The organism is Nocardia sp. NPDC056064, from assembly GCF_042266925.1.
Taxonomy (GTDB): domain Bacteria; phylum Actinomycetota; class Actinomycetes; order Mycobacteriales; family Mycobacteriaceae; genus Nocardia.
The window spans coordinates 1,791,439-1,805,240 of the sequence record NZ_JBHJWO010000001.1 but is presented as its reverse complement, the minus strand read 5'-3'; the positions used below and the strand labels follow the sequence as shown (position 1 = coordinate 1,805,240).

The window sequence follows — 13,802 nt, the reverse complement described above, 5'->3', positions numbered from 1 at the left end:
CGCAACCGACACAGCGAGTGGAGGAGCGTCCATGACCATCGAGTTCCGCAAGGTGACCGTGCTGGGTACCGGCGTACTGGGATCGCAGATCGCGTACCAGAGCGCCTTCCACGGCTTCGACGTCACCGCCTACGACATCGACGACGCGGCCGTCACCGCCGCCCGGAAACGGTTCGACGTGCTGGCGAGCACCTACCAGCAGGAGGTGCCGGGCGCCGACGCGGACAAGACCACCGCGACCGCGCAGGGCATCACCCTCACGACCGACCTCGCCGCGGCCGCCGAGGCCGACCTGATCATCGAGGCCGTGCCGGAGGTGCTCTCGATCAAGCGCGACCTCTACACCCGCCTCGGCGAGCTGGCCCCCGAGCGCACGGTCTTCGCGACCAACTCCTCGACCCTGCTGCCCAGCGACATGGTCGGCTACACCGGCCGCCCCGCCCGGTTCCTGGCACTGCACTTCGCCAACCGGGTCTGGAAGTTCAACACCGCCGAGGTGATGGGCACCGAGCAGACCGACCCGGAGGTGTTCGACTCCGTCGTCGCCTTCGCCGAGCAGATCGGGATGGTGCCGATCGAATTGCACAAGGAGAAGGCGGGTTACGTGCTCAACTCGCTGCTGGTGCCGTTCCTCAACTCCGGCATCGCGCTCGCGGCGGGCGGCTACGCCGAACCCGAAGCGGTGGACAAGACCTGGCGGATCGCCACGGGCGCGCCGATGGGCCCGTTCCAGATCCTCGACATCGTCGGGCTGACCACGCCCTACAACATCCTCAACGACAGCGGCAACGAGCAGACCCAGCAGCTCGCCGACTGGCTGAAGCAGAACTACATCGACAAGGGCAAGCTCGGCATCGCCTCGGGGGAGGGCTTCTACCGCTACGGCTAGGCACGCACCCGTCGAGGTCCGGATCGGACGAAGGAGTGGGATGTACTACAGCAGTGGCAATTACGAAGCGTTCGCCCGCCCCCGCAAGCCCGCGGGCGTCGACGACAAGACCGCCTGGTTCGTCGGGGCGGGCCTGGCCTCGATGTCGGGGGCGGCGTTCCTGATCCGCGACGGGCAGCTGCCCGGCGACAAGATCACCGTGCTGGAACGGCTGCCGCTGCCCGGCGGCGCCCTCGACGGCATCAAGAGACCGAAGAAGGGGTTCGTCATCCGCGGTGGGCGCGAGATGGAGAACCACTTCGAATGTCTGTGGGACCTGTTCCGCTCGGTGCCCTCGATGGAGATCGACGGTGCCAGCGTGCTCGACGAATTCTACTGGCTCAACAAGGACGACCCGAACTTCTCGCTGCAACGCGCCACCGTCGACCGCGGCCGGGACGCGCACACCGACGGCCTGTTCACCCTCACCGACCGCGCGCAGAAGGACATCGTGAAGGTCTTCCTGGCCACCCGGGAGGAGATGGCGAACAAGCGCATCGACGAGGTGTTCGGCGCGGACTTCCTGGCCAGCAACTTCTGGCTGTACTGGCGCACCATGTTCGCCTTCGAGGAATGGCACAGCGCGCTGGAGATGAAGCTCTACCTGCACCGGTTCATCCACCACATCGGTGGGTTGCCGGACTTCTCGGCGCTGAAGTTCACCAAGTACAACCAGTACGAGTCGCTGGTGCTGCCGCTGTACCGGTGGCTGCTCGACCAGGGCGTGAGCTTCCGTTTCGACACCGAGGTCACCGACATCGACTTCGCGATCACACCCGAGCGCAAGCAGGCCACCCGCATCCACTGGACCGCCGACGGGCAGCAGGGCGGGGTCGACCTCACCGAGAACGACCTGGTGTTCACCACCATCGGCTCGCTCACCGAGAACTCCGACGAGGGCGATCAGCACACTCCGGCCAAGCTGGACGAGGGTCCGGCGCCCGCGTGGGATCTGTGGCGGCGCATCGCGGCCAAGGACCCCGCCTTCGGGCATCCCGGCGTCTTCGGTGACCACATTCCGGAGACGAAATGGGAGTCGGCCACCGTCACCACGCTCGACGAGCGAATTCCCCGCTACATCCGCAAGATCTGCAAGCGGGACCCGTTCAGCGGCAAGGTGGTCACCGGTGGCATCGTCACGGTGAAGGACTCGTCGTGGCTGATGAGCTGGACGGTGAACCGGCAGCCGCACTTCAAGCAGCAGCCGCCCGACCAGATCGTGGTGTGGGTGTACGCGCTGTTCGCCGACACACCCGGTGACTACGTGAACAAGTCGATGCAGGAGTGCACCGGCGAGGAGATCACCCGGGAATGGCTCTACCACCTGGGTGTACCCGAGGCCGAGATCGATGAGCTGGCGGCCGGGGCGGCGACGTGTGTGCCGGTGATGATGCCGTACGTGACCGCGTTCTTCATGCCGCGCCAGGACGGTGACCGGCCCCAGGTGGTGCCCGCCGGCGCGGTGAACTTCGCGTTCATCGGACAGTTCGCCGAGACCACCCGCGACTGCATCTTCACCACCGAGTACTCGGTGCGCACTGGCATGGAGGCGGCCTACCAGCTGCTGGGCATCGAACGCGGCGTGCCGGAGGTGTTCGGCTCGACCTACGACATCCGGGCGCTGCTCGCGGCCACCAGCCGGTTGCGTGACGGCGCCGAGATGACCCTGCCCGGCCCGAAATTCGTGCGGACCAAGCTGCTCGGCAAGCTCGACGACACCGAGATCGGCGCGCTGCTGCGCGATTCCGGACTGCTCGGCGAGGACTGAACACAGCACCGCGGGCCCGCTCGGATCGAGCGGGCCCGCGGTGTGGGTGAGCTACTTCTTGGTGATGTCGACGCCGGGCGCGGCGTCGGTGAGGATCGAATCCGCGGCCAGGACGGCCCCGCCCTTCTTGCGGCGCGAGCGCAACCGCTTCTCCAGCCGGGTCGCCAGGAAGGTCAGCGCCAGGTTCAGCGAGATCATGATCACCGCCACCACCATCAGGGCGGGGATGGTGTTCTGCTGCGAGGCACCCACCTGCTGACCCGAGCGCACCAGTTCCACATAGGTGATCTGGTAGCCCAGCGCGGTGTCCTTGAGCACCACCACCATCTGCGAGACCAGCGCGGGCAGCATCGCGGTGACCGCCTGCGGCAGCAGCACCAGCCGCATCAGCTGGCCCTTGCGCAGGCCCAGCGCCACCGCGGCCTCGGTCTGGCCCTTGGGCAGCGCCTTGATGCCCGCCCGCACGATCTCGGCGATCACCGAGGCGTTGTAGATCACCAGCGCGATGACCACCGCGGCCAGCGCCAGATCGTCGGAGCGGAACAGCTTGTACTCGCCGAACAGCGCGAACAGGAAGATCATCAGGATCAGCACCGGGATGGCGCGGGCCAGCTCGACGACCGCGCCCGCGGTCCAGCGCACCCACCGGTGATCCGACAGACGCAGGATGCCGAAGAGCATGCCGAAGAACAGTGCGCCCACGATCGAGATGGCCGCCGCGAGCAGCGTGCCGCGCAGGCCGGGCAGCAGGTAGGTCTCCCAGACCCCGGACTCCAGGAACGGCTTCCACTTCTCCGCGGTGAACTGGCCCTTGTCGGCGAAGGCGTCGAAGAGCCACCAGCCCGCCGCCACCAGCGCGATCACGACGAGCAGCGAATAGAGGTGGTGGCGCAGCCGGGCGCGGGGGCCCGGTGCGTCGAACAGGACCGACGCGCCTGAACTCATCGTGCCACCTCGTATCGCTTGGCCAGCCAGCCGAAGAACAGGCCGGTGGGCAGGGTGAGAATCACGAACCCGAGCGCGAAGATCGCGCCGATGGCCAGGATCGCGGCCTCGTTCTCGTTCATCTCGCTCATCAGCAACGCCGCCTCGCCGACCCCGATGGCCGAGGCGATGGTGGAGTTCTTCGTCAGCGCGATCAGCACGCTGCCCAGCGGCGCGATGACCGCGCGGAAGGCCTGCGGCAGCACGATCAGCCGCAGGTTCTGCGCGAAGCCGAACCCGAGCGAACGCCCGGCCTCGGACTGCCCGAGGGCCACGGTGTTGATGCCCGAGCGCAGCGACTCGCACACGAACGAGGCGGTGTAGACGCTCAGGCCGACCACGGCCCAGCGGAAGTTGTTGTCCACCAGGGACTCACCGGCCAGCTTCCAGCCCAGCGTGTTGTACAGGCCGAGCGAGCAGAACACGATGATCAGGGTCAGGGGGGTGTTGCGGAAGATCGACACATAGGTCGCGCCGACCCAGCGGGCGACCGGGATGGGCGAGACCCGCATGCCCGCGACGATCGTCCCGAGGATCAGCGCGCCGATCGCCGAGAAGAACGTCAGCTTGATGGTCACCCAGAAGGCGTCGAGGATTTCGGAGTGATACCTCGAGATCAGGTCGAACACGGACGCGCGTCCTCCGATCGATAGGGACAGGGCAAAGGGAACCGCGGCACCCGGTGACGCGGACGGACCACGGCACCGGGTGCGCGGGGATCAGTAACGATCGATGGTCGGCGGCGCGGGCACCGCGATGCCGGTACCGGCGAAGTTCTTCTCCTGCGAAGCCTTCCACGAACCGTCGGCGATCATCGCCTCGATCGCGTCGTTGACCTTGGTGCGCAGTTCGGTGTCGCCCTTCTTCAGGCCCACGCCGTACTTCTCGGTGGTGAACGGCTTGTTCACCAGCTTGAAGACACCGGGCGCCTGGGCGGCGTAACCGGCGAGGATGACGTTGTCGGTGGTGACCGCGTCCATCGCCCCGTTGCGCAGCGCGTCGATGCACAGCGAGTAGGTGTCGTAGGTCTGCAGCTGCGCCTGCGGGTACTTGTCCTTGATGTTCTGCGCGGGCGTGGAGCCCTTCACCGAGCAGACCTTCTTGCCGTCGAGCGACTCGGGGCCGGTGATGTCGGTGTTGTCGGCGCGCACCAGCAGGTCCTGGCCTGCGACGTAGTAGGGGCCGCCGAAGTCGACCTTCTCCTTGCGCTTGTCGGTGATCGAGTAGGTGGCGACGATGTAGTCGACCTGGCCGTTCTCGATCAGCGTCTCGCGCTGGCCCGACGGGGCCTCCTTGAAGGTGATGTTCTCCGGCTTCACACCCAGCTTGCCCGCGACGTAGGTGGCCACGTCGACGTCGAAGCCGCTGTAGGTGCCGTCGGTGTTGCGCAGGCCGAGGCCCGGCTGGTCGAACTTGATGCCGATGGTGAGCTTGCCGTCCTTGGCGTTGTCCAGCGCCGAGTTCTCGTCACCACCGCCGCAGGCCGCGGTCACGGTCGCGGCCAGCGCGACCGCCACGGCGCCGATGCCGACGCGCACCGCACGATTGATCCTCATCGAGTTTCCTTCTCCCTCTTGTGGTGTGGATACAGCGTCAGTGGCTGAGAATCTTGCCGAGGAAGTCCTTGGCGCGATCCGAGGTCGGGTTGGTGAAGAACGCTTCGGGCGCGGCGTCCTCGACGATCTCGCCGTCGGCCATGAACAGCACGCGGTCACCGGCGCGGCGCGCGAAGCCCATCTCGTGGGTGACCACGAGCATGGTCATGCCCTCCTTGGCCAGCGAGACCATCACCTCGAGCACCTCGTTGACCATCTCCGGGTCCAGCGCGGAGGTCGGCTCGTCGAAGAGCATCACCTTGGGGTCCATCGCCAGCGAGCGGGCGATGGCCACGCGCTGCTGCTGACCACCGGAGAGCTGGGCGGGGTACTTGTCGGCCTGGTTGGCGATGCCGACCCGCTCGAGCAGCGCCAGCGCGTGCTTGCGGGCGTCGTCCTTCTTCTTGCCGCGCACCTTCATCGGCGCGAGCATGACGTTGTCCAGGATCGTCTTGTGCGCGAACAGGTTGAACGACTGGAACACCATGCCCACCTCGGCGCGCAGCGCGGCCAGCGCTTTTCCCTCGGCGGGCAGCGCGACACCGTCGACGGCGATGTCGCCGGAATCGATCGGTTCGAGCCGGTTGATGGTGCGGCACAGGGTCGATTTCCCCGAGCCCGAGGGGCCGAGGACGATCACGACCTGCCCGCGGGGCACATCGAGGGTGATATCGCGCAGGACGTGGAGGTCACCGAAGTGCTTGTCCACGTTGCGCATCGAGATCATCGGCGGCGCAGCGGCAGTGGCTGGCCCGTCGGCGTTCCCGGTCGCGGGTGCGGCGTCGTCGGTCATGGACAGAAACCTTAGGCGTTCTTCGGAGATTTGCCCGCCTTTCGGCGACTCGCCGTCCCGGCACGCCGGGCCGCAACCCGCCGGTAACCTACCGGGACCAGGCCCGTCTCCCGACCGCGACGCAGACCACCTCGGGTGCTGCCCGTACCCTGGACGGGTGGATTCGAACGGACAGGACGCGACGCAGCGCGCGCACCCGCAGGCGCGCAGTTACGAGGTCCGCACCTTCGGCTGCCAGATGAACGTACACGACTCCGAACGCTTGTCCGGCCTGCTCGAGGACGCGGGCTATGTGAAGGCGGCACCCGAGGACACCCCCGACCTGGTGGTGTTCAACACCTGCGCGGTGCGCGAGAACGCCGACAACAAGCTCTACGGCACGCTGGGTCATCTGGCCCCGGTCAAGCAGGGCCGCCCGGGCATGCAGATCGCCGTCGGCGGCTGCCTGGCGCAGAAGGACCGCGAGACCGTGGTACGCAAGGCGCCGTGGGTCGACGTGGTCTTCGGCACGCACAACATCGGGTCGCTGCCGGTGCTGCTCGAACGCGCCCGGCACAACGAGCAGGCCCAGGTCGAGATCCTCGAGTCGCTCGAGGCGTTCCCGTCCACCCTGCCCGCCAAGCGCGAGTCGGCCTACGCGGGCTGGGTGTCGATCTCGGTGGGCTGCAACAACACCTGCACGTTCTGTATCGTGCCCGCGCTGCGTGGCAAGGAGGTCGACCGGCGCCCCGGCGACGTGCTCGCCGAAGTGCAGGCGCTGGTCGAGCAGGGCGTGCTCGAGGTGACGCTGCTGGGCCAGAACGTGAACTCCTACGGCGTGAACTTCGTCGACCCGGAGCAGCCGCGTGATCGCGGCGCCTTCGCCCAGCTGCTGCGCGCGACCGGGCAGATCGAGGGCCTGGAGCGGGTGCGGTTCACCTCGCCGCATCCGGCCGAGTTCACCGACGACGTCATCGAGGCCATGGCGCAGACGCCCACCGTGTGCCCGCAGCTGCACATGCCGTTGCAGTCGGGCTCCGACCGCGTGCTCAAGGCGATGCGCCGCTCCTACCGCAAGCAGCGTTTCCTCGGCATCATCGACAAGGTGCGCGCCGCCATGCCGCACGCCTCGATCACCACCGACATCATCGTCGGCTTCCCCGGCGAGACCGAGGAGGACTTCCAGGAGACCCTGGACGTGGTGCGCAAGGCGCGCTTCACCAGCGCCTACACCTTCCAGTACTCCAAGCGGCCCGGCACCCCGGCCGCCGACCTGCCCGACCAGCTGCCCAAGGCGGTCGTGCAGGAACGCTACGACCGGCTGATCGCCCTGCAGGAGCAGGTCTCGCTCGAGGGCAACCAGGCGCTGATCGGCACCGAGGTGGAGCTGCTGGTCGCCGAGGGCGCGGGCAAGAAGAACGCGGCCACCGCCCGGATGAGTGGGCGCGCCCGCGACGGCAGGCTGGTGCACTTCCGGCCCGGTGACGAGTCGGGGATCCGTCCCGGCGACATCGTCGTCGTCGACATCACCGCGGCCGCGCCGCACCACCTGATCGCCGACGGCGTGGTGAAGTCGTACCGGCGGACCCGCGCGGGCGACGCGCACGAGCGAGGCGTCACCCCCAAGACCGCGCCGATCGGGGTGGGTCTGGGCCTGCCGCGCATCGGGGCGCCCGTGGTCGAGCCCGTGACCGAGGGCTGCTCGACCGGCTGCCCGGCGTGAACGCGCCCGCAGGCGGGACCGAACCTACTACCGGTCGTAGTGGGTCGCCCGACGGCAACCCGGCCGGTGATGGCACAGTGGAGACCAGCAACGACCAGCCTGCCGACAACAGGAGCGAGAACGCGGTGACCCGGGTGGACGACGACCAGGATTTCGAACAGTTTCGCGGTGAGCTCGATGCGGTGGAGCGCCGCATCGCCGGGGAGATCGATCCCGGCGCACGCGCCATGGTGGTGGCGGGCGCGGTCTTCGCGCTGCTGATCTCGCTGGTGCTGCCGCACACGGGCACCGCGCGCGGCTTCGACGTGCTGCTCAACACCGACGCCGCCCGGCTCGAGCACATCGGGCTGCCCTCGCGGCTGTTCGTCTGGCTGGTCATCGTGTTCGGTGTCGGCTTCTCACTGCTGGCGCTGACCACCCGCCGCTGGGTGCTGGCCTGGCTGGCGGTCGCCGGCTCGGCGGTGGCCAGTGTGTTCGGCGTGCTGTCCATCTGGCACCGGCAGACCCCCGGCCTGGGCAACTACGAGGGCACGGGTCCCGGCATCGGCCTGATCCTGGGCACCATCGCGATCATGGTGCTGACCTTCCACTGGGTGCGTGTGGTGTGGAGCCGCACCGCGGTGCAGCTGGCCGCCGAGGAACAGCGCCGCAATGCCGCCCGCGAGGCCGAGGAACGCGACCGCAAGCGCCTCAACGGCGAATAGACCCCGCTGACGACGAAGCCCCCGGCCGATTCCGGCCGGGGGCTTCGTCGTGGTCTCACCGATTGCTGACGGCGCCTTCGGCCGCTTCGGCCCATTCGCGCCACTGCTTGGCCTGCTCGAGCGCCTTCTCCGCGTCGCGCTTCTTGCCCGCGGCGGTGGCCTTGGCGGCCTGCTCCTCGAACTGGGCGACCCGCTCGCGGAACTGCGCGGCCCTGGCCACAGCCTCCGGATCGGTGCGCCGCCACTGCTGGTCGGCGGCGTCGCGCACCCGCTTCTCGATGGTGCGCAGCTTGCCTTCCAGCTCCTGCATCCGCTCGCGCGGGACCTTGCCGATGGCGTCCCACTTGTCCTGCAGTTCGCGCAGCGCGGCCCGGGCGGCCTCGAGCCCGGTGGCCGGGTCGATGTGCTCGTAGGCGGCCAGCAGTTCCTGCTTGGCGGTGGCATTGTGCTCGAACTCGGCGTCGCGCTCGGAGACGGCCGCGTTGCGGGCGGCGAAGAACACGTCCTGGGCGCTCTTGAACCGCCGCCACAGGGCCTCGTCGGCCTCGCGCGGTGCGCGGCCCGCGGCCTTCCACTCGGTGAGCAGATCGCGGAACACCGCGGCGGTGCCGGTCCAGTCGGTGGACCCCGACAGCTCCTCGGCGCGCACGCACAGCTCTTCCTTGCGCGTCTTGGCCGAGGCACGCTCCCGGTCGAGCTCGGCGAAGTGCGCGCCGCGGCGGCGGTTGAACGCCTCGCGGGCCTTGGAGTAGCGCTTCCACAGCGCGTCGTCGACCTTGCGATCGACGCCACGGATGGACTTCCACTCGTCGAGGATCTCGCGCAGCCGGTCGCCCGCGGCCTTCCACTGGGTGGATTCGGCGGCGATCTGCTCGGCCTCGGCGGCGAGGGCTTCCTTGCGCTCGGTGTGCTCGTGCCGGGCGCGCTCCTTCTCCTCCTTGGCGTGCGCGGCGGCTTCCTCGGAGTGCTCGGTGATCGCCTGCAGCCGGGTCGCCAGGCCGTCGATGTCGCCGATGACGGCGGCGGTCGGCAGCGTCTCGGCGATGGCGAGCGCGGCGGCCTTGGTCTTGCGCGCGTCGGCGCCCGCGGCCAGCCGGGCCTCGAGCAGGGCCACCTCGGTGGCCAGATCGTCGAAGCGGCGGCCGAAATGCTCGAGCCCCTCGGCGGCGTCGCCCGCCTGCCAGGAGCCGATGACGCGTTCACCGTCGGCGGTCTTGACCCACGCGGTGCCGTCCTCGTCGACGCGACCCCACTTGCTGGGGTCGGTCACGGTCGGCACGACCACGGGGTGCGGGTGCGGTTGATCGGGGCCCGGCGCCGGTTTCACGGCATGAGGCTTCGGCGGACGCGGAGACTGTCCACCGGGCTTGGGGGTACCGGACGGTCGCGGGCCCGGACCGGGGGTGGGCTTCGCGGTTCCGTTGCTGTCGGTCATTGCTCTCCGTCCCTGCCGCGCGTCACGGCTGCCTGGTTACGCCCTAGCACATCCCATTGAACCCGGTTCGCGCCGAGGAAACCATCGATCCGGGGGATCGGATGCCGCGTTTCCTGGGATTTCGTCCCGGGCGACGTGGGTAGTCGCACCAGAAAACACTAGCAATCCCGGCCGGTATCACCGCGCCGGACACTCGCAGTCCACCACCGGGTCACCGTGCGCCGGGTGCGGGGCCCCGCGCGCCGTACGGCTACGGTTACCGCGTGTTCTCGATAGCGGCCCTGGTCCCGTCGCCGCCGATGCTGGTGCCCGAACTGTGCGGACGTGCGCCCGCGCCCGGCGCCGATCCCGGCGACCCGGTCGTGGCGCTGCGCACCGCCGCCCTCGACGCGGCGACCGCGCTGGCCGCCGTGGCCGAGCGCTGGACCGTGCTCGGGGTCGGCGAGCGCGACGGGAACTTCGGTCCGGCGACCACCGGCACCTTCCGTGGGTTCGGCGCCGATGTCGTCGTCGGGCTGGGCCCGGCCGCGGTTCCGCCCGCTCCAGCAGACGTCCAGCTTCCGCTGCCGGTGCTGGTCGCCGGATGGTTGCGGGAACAGGTCGCGCCCACGATCTCGATCCAGGCCCGGCTGCTGGCCGCCGACACCACGCCCGCCGAATGCCTGCGTGCCGGTGCCGCGCTGCGCGCCGAACTCGACGCCGACCCGGCCCCGCACGCGGTGCTGGTCCTCGCCGACGGCGCCGCCACCCTGACCCTGGCGGCCCCCGGCTACCTCGACGACCGCGCCGCACCCGTCCAGACCGCGCTCGACACCGCCCTGCGCACCGGTTCGCGCGCCGGGCTGGCCGCGCTCGACCCCGCGCTGTGCGCGGAACTGGTGCTCGACGGGCGCGCCGCCTACCAGGCGCTGGGCGGGCTGTTCGCCGGTGATCCCGCCGACCCGCGGGTGCGTACCCTCTACCAGGGCGCCCCCTACGGCGTCGGCTACGACGTGAGCGTGTGGCATCCCTGCGGACAGGAAGGTGACGGTCGGTGACCAGCGGGTTCGACCGTCCCCTCGCCGTCGTCGGCCCGACCGCCACCGGCAAGTCCGACCTGGCCCTCGACCTCGCCGAACGGCTCGGCGGCGAGATCGTCAACATCGACGCGATGCAGCTCTACCGCGGCATGGACGTGGGCACCGCGAAACTGCCCCCGGACCAGCGCCGGGGCATCCCGCACCACCTCCTCGACGTTCTCGACGTCACCGAGACCGCCACGGTGGCGGCCTACCAGAGCGCCGCGGTGGCCGTGGTCACCGACATCCTGGCGCGCGGGCACGTGCCGGTCGTCGTCGGCGGCTCGATGATGTACGTGCAGGCCCTGCTGGACCAGTGGGATTTCCCCGCCACCGACCCCGAGGTGCGGGCGCGCTGGGAGGCGCTGCTGGCCGAGGGCGGGGTCGCGGCCGTGCACGCGGCGCTGCGCGCGGCCGACCCGGTCGCCGCGGACACCATCCTGCCCACCGACGGCAGGCGGATGGTGCGCGCGCTCGAGGTCGTGGAGCTGACCGGCAAGCCGTTCGCCGCCTCGGCCCCCACCATCGGCGCCCCGCGCTGGAACACCCGCATCCTCGGCGTCGACCGGGAGACCGCCGCGCTGGATGCCCGCATCGAGGCGCGCACCGCCCTCATGTTCGACACCGGCCTGGTCGAGGAGGTCCGCACGCTGCTCGACGCGGGCCTGCGCGAGGGCCAGACTGCCCGCCGCGCGATCGGCTACGCCCAGGTGCTGGCCCATCTCGACGGCGAATACGATCTCGCCCACGCCCGCGAGCGCACCCTCATCGGCACCCGCCGGTACGTGCGCAGGCAGCGGTCGTGGTTCCGTCGCGATCCCCGGGTGTCCTGGGTCGACGGCGCCGACCCCGAGCTCGCCGCGACCGCGCTGGCCCTGCTCACCGCTGATCAACCAGACCCGACAGGACGGACCGCGCAGTGACCCGACGAGTGAGTACCCGCAATGCCTCGGTGCAGGTGTGGCAGGCCTATCTCAACAACCGGACGAAACGTCATCGTGACGGCCGGTTCCTCGTGCAGGGCGTGCGGCCGATCACCCAGGCCATCGACAACGGCTGGCCGCTCGAGACCCTGCTCTACCGTCTCGGTACCCCGGATCTGTCGAACTGGGCGCGCGAACTGCTCGACACCGCCGATGTCCCGCAGGTCGGGCTGGTGCCCGAGCTGATGGCCGAACTGGGTGAGAAGGCGGCGAGCATTCCGGAGATCGTCGCGGTCGCGGTGTCGCGTCAGCCCGATCCGGCCGAGTTCGCGCCGGGCGAGCCGGGGGAGGACGCGCCGGTCGTGGTGGTCTTCGACCGGCCGAACTCGCCCGGCAACCTCGGCACCCTCATCCGCTCGGCCGACGCCTTCGGCGCGTCCGGGGTGATCGTCACCGGCCACGGCGCCGACCAGTTCGACCCGCAGGCCGTGCGCGCCTCCACCGGCTCGCTGTTCTCCGTCCCGGTGCTGCGTGCCGCGGGCCCCGCCCAGGTCCTCGAATTCCGGGACCGCCAGATCGCGCGCGGCATCCCCACCCGCATCGTCGGCACCGACGAGGGCGCGCCCAGCACGATCTACGACCACGACTTCACCGAGGCCACCATCCTGGTCGTGGGCAACGAGACCTCCGGGATGAGCGCGGCGTGGGCGGATGCCTGCGACGACCTGGTCACCATCCCGATGGGCGGCACCGCCAGCTCGCTGGGCGCGCCCTCGGCCGGGGCGATCGGTCTCTACGAGATCGCCCGGCAGCGGCGCACCTTCGCCCGGTAGCGGGCCCGCCCGCACGGCAGGGGACAATGGCGGCTGTGTCCGACATCGAATTCAGCAAGGGCCACGGCACCCAGAACGACTTCGTGGTGCTGCCCGACCCGCAGGTCCGCCTCGACCTGACCCCCGAGCGCGTCGCCGCGCTGTGCGACCGGCAGCGCGGGCTGGGCGCCGACGGGGTGCTGCGGGTGGCCAAGGCGGCCGAACTGGTGTCGGCGGGCGTGCTCGACGCGCTGCCCGCCGGTGTGGGCCCCGGCGACTGGTTCATGGACTACCGCAATGCCGACGGCTCGATCGCCGAGATGTGCGGCAACGGGGTGCGCGTGTTCGCGCACTACCTCAACGCCTCCGGCCTGGAGACCGCCACCGAGTACGTGGTGGGCAGCCGGGCGGGCGCGCGGCCGGTGGTGGTGCACGCGGCCGGTCCGGTCGACGGCGAGGTCACCGTGGACATGGGCGAGGTCCGCGAGCTGGGCCCGTCCACCGCGACACTGAGCGGGCGGCCGCTGACCGGCATCGGCATCGATGTCGGCAATCCGCACCTGGCCTGCGTGGACACCGCCCTGTCCGCCGAGGCGCTGGCCGGGCTCGACCTCACCGTGCCCCCGGGGTTCGACCCCGACCTGTTCCCGCACGGGGTCAATGTCGAGATCCTCACCGCGCTCGGCCCCGACGACGCCGTCGACATGCGCGTCTACGAACGCGGCGTCGGCGAGACCCGCTCCTGCGGCACCGGCACCGTCGCCGCGGCCGCCGCCGCGCTCACTGCGGCGGGCCGCTCGATCGGGTCGGGCTCCGGCGAGGTCACCGTGCGGGTACCCGGCGGACAGGTCCGCGTCACCATCACCGACGGCCACGCCTGGCTGCGCGGCCCCTCGGTGCTGCTGGCCACCGGCACGCTCTCGCGCGCCTGGTGGGACGCGCGGGAGCGCGGATAACCGGATGCGCGCTGTCACCGTGACGTGGCAGCATGGACTACGTATGACGAAACCAGAAACCCCCACAGAACCCACGGCCGAGCCCACCGGTACGGTCGATCCCGGCGTGGCCGCCGACCGCGGCGACGTCGATGACGCGCTGGC

Annotated in this window: 13 protein-coding genes; 8 read left to right on the top strand and 5 right to left on the bottom strand. The window is 70.1% G+C overall.

Annotation, left to right across the window (positions count from 1 at the left end; all coding sequences use genetic code 11):
- Nucleotides 1–31 precede the first annotated feature (31 nt).
- Both ACFC06_RS08330 and ACFC06_RS08325 read left to right on the top strand, forming a co-directional pair.
- Entirely contained in the window at nt 32–889 is an 858-nt protein-coding gene (locus tag ACFC06_RS08330; RefSeq protein WP_375929113.1) for a 3-hydroxyacyl-CoA dehydrogenase, read from the top strand.
- 40 nt (nt 890–929) lie between these two features.
- The gene (locus tag ACFC06_RS08325; RefSeq protein ID WP_375929112.1) at nt 930–2,696 is read left to right on the top strand and encodes an oleate hydratase; all 1,767 of its coding nucleotides are present in this window, start codon (nt 930–932) and stop codon (nt 2,694–2,696) included.
- Between the two features lie 51 nt (nt 2,697–2,747).
- On the opposite strand, the gene ACFC06_RS08320 is transcribed toward ACFC06_RS08325, so the two are convergent.
- The 4 genes from ACFC06_RS08320 to ACFC06_RS08305 all read right to left on the bottom strand — a co-directional run bounded on the left by ACFC06_RS08320 (nt 2,748) and on the right by ACFC06_RS08305 (nt 6,002).
- Nucleotides 2,748–3,641: an amino acid ABC transporter permease gene (locus ACFC06_RS08320; protein ID WP_375929111.1), complete on the bottom strand. Its 894-nt coding sequence runs from the start codon at nt 3,639–3,641 to the stop codon at nt 2,748–2,750.
- Complete coding sequence (locus ACFC06_RS08315; protein WP_375929110.1) at nt 3,638–4,309, bottom strand: amino acid ABC transporter permease; 672 nt, start codon at nt 4,307–4,309, stop codon at nt 3,638–3,640. Before ACFC06_RS08315 ends, ACFC06_RS08320 begins: the two co-directional genes overlap by 4 nt.
- A 90-nt stretch (nt 4,310–4,399) precedes the next feature.
- Nucleotides 4,400–5,236: a glutamate ABC transporter substrate-binding protein gene (locus ACFC06_RS08310; protein WP_375929109.1), complete on the bottom strand. Its 837-nt coding sequence runs from the start codon at nt 5,234–5,236 to the stop codon at nt 4,400–4,402.
- Nucleotides 5,237–5,273: 37 nt separating this feature from the next.
- Nucleotides 5,274–6,002, bottom strand: coding sequence for an amino acid ABC transporter ATP-binding protein (locus tag ACFC06_RS08305; protein ID WP_375935307.1), 729 nt, complete (start codon nt 6,000–6,002; stop codon nt 5,274–5,276).
- Nucleotides 6,003–6,225: 223 nt separating this feature from the next.
- On the opposite strand from ACFC06_RS08305, the gene miaB reads away from it, so the two are divergent.
- Both miaB and ACFC06_RS08295 read left to right on the top strand, forming a co-directional pair.
- On the top strand, nt 6,226–7,770 hold the full coding sequence (gene miaB, locus ACFC06_RS08300) for a tRNA (N6-isopentenyl adenosine(37)-C2)-methylthiotransferase MiaB (RefSeq protein ID WP_375929108.1): 1,545 nt from the start codon (nt 6,226–6,228) through the stop codon (nt 7,768–7,770).
- Between the two features lie 125 nt (nt 7,771–7,895).
- Entirely contained in the window at nt 7,896–8,474 is a 579-nt protein-coding gene (locus ACFC06_RS08295) for a hypothetical protein (protein WP_375935304.1), read from the top strand.
- A 55-nt stretch (nt 8,475–8,529) separates the two neighbouring features.
- On the opposite strand, the gene ACFC06_RS08290 is transcribed toward ACFC06_RS08295, so the two are convergent.
- On the bottom strand, nt 8,530–9,909 hold the full coding sequence (locus ACFC06_RS08290; RefSeq protein WP_375929107.1) for a DUF349 domain-containing protein: 1,380 nt from the start codon (nt 9,907–9,909) through the stop codon (nt 8,530–8,532).
- Between the two features lie 263 nt (nt 9,910–10,172).
- On the opposite strand from ACFC06_RS08290, the gene ACFC06_RS08285 reads away from it, so the two are divergent.
- From ACFC06_RS08285 to dapF, 4 genes are read left to right on the top strand one after another with little or no spacing between them, the layout of a single operon-like run.
- Nucleotides 10,173–10,946: a hypothetical protein gene (locus ACFC06_RS08285; protein ID WP_375929106.1), complete on the top strand. Its 774-nt coding sequence runs from the start codon at nt 10,173–10,175 to the stop codon at nt 10,944–10,946.
- Nucleotides 10,943–11,890 (top strand): tRNA (adenosine(37)-N6)-dimethylallyltransferase MiaA, encoded by a 948-nt coding sequence (miaA, locus tag ACFC06_RS08280; protein WP_375929105.1) that lies wholly within the window; start codon nt 10,943–10,945, stop codon nt 11,888–11,890. Before ACFC06_RS08285 ends, miaA begins: the two co-directional genes overlap by 4 nt.
- The gene (locus tag ACFC06_RS08275; RefSeq protein WP_375929104.1) at nt 11,887–12,723 is read left to right on the top strand and encodes a TrmH family RNA methyltransferase; all 837 of its coding nucleotides are present in this window, start codon (nt 11,887–11,889) and stop codon (nt 12,721–12,723) included. Before miaA ends, ACFC06_RS08275 begins: the two co-directional genes overlap by 4 nt.
- A gap of 44 nt (nt 12,724–12,767) precedes the next feature.
- Nucleotides 12,768–13,658, top strand: a complete 891-nt coding sequence (gene dapF / locus ACFC06_RS08270) for a diaminopimelate epimerase (RefSeq protein WP_375935301.1) — start codon at nt 12,768–12,770, stop codon at nt 13,656–13,658.
- Nucleotides 13,659–13,802: the final 144 nt, after the last annotated feature.